Below are 659 nucleotides of genomic sequence, written 5' to 3' on the forward strand. Positions count from 1 at the left end.
AACAGACCGGGTACTCCAGAAAACACCTCCCACCTTCGACGTCTCCGTCTGGGAACTCTTCTGGCCCCTCACCACCGGCGCCACCCTGACCCTCGCCCGACCCGAAGGACACAAAGACCCCGCCTACCTCCACCACCTGATCACCACCACAGGCACCACCGTCGCCCACTTCGTCCCCTCCATGCTCCAAGCATTCCTCGACCACCCCCAAGCCACCCACACCACCAACCTCCGGCTGCTGATCACCAGCGGCGAAACCCTCTCACCCGACCTGGCCGAGCGGTGCCTCACACTGCTCCCCCGCGTACGGCTGCACAACCTGTACGGGCCGACCGAGACCACCATCGACGTCACCGCCACCCACCAACTCGCCCCGGCGGACACCCGGCCGGTGCCCATCGGCCGCCCGGTGTGGAACACACGGGCGTACATCCTGGACGAAGCGCTGCGCCCCGTGCCGCCCGGCGTGACCGGCGAACTGTACATAGCCGGAGCCCAGTTGGCACGCGGCTACCTCAACAAGCCCGCCCTGACCGCCACCCGCTTCGTGGCCGACCCCCACGGAGAACCCGGAACCCGCATGTACCGCACCGGCGACCTCGCCCGCTGGAACACCAACGGCGACCTCCTCTACGAAGGCCGCACCGACGACCAGATCA

General features: G+C 68.0%; 1 protein-coding gene. It reads left to right on the forward strand.

Annotated features, from left to right (window positions below; genetic code table 11):
- Positions 1-659, forward strand: a 659-nt coding sequence (locus tag IF99_RS31395; RefSeq protein ID WP_037828302.1) for an AMP-binding protein, incomplete at both ends; no start/stop codon positions are given.

The sequence above is a fragment of the Streptomyces sp. NRRL F-5630 genome (genome assembly GCF_000719475.1).
Classification (GTDB): domain Bacteria; phylum Actinomycetota; class Actinomycetes; order Streptomycetales; family Streptomycetaceae; genus Streptomyces.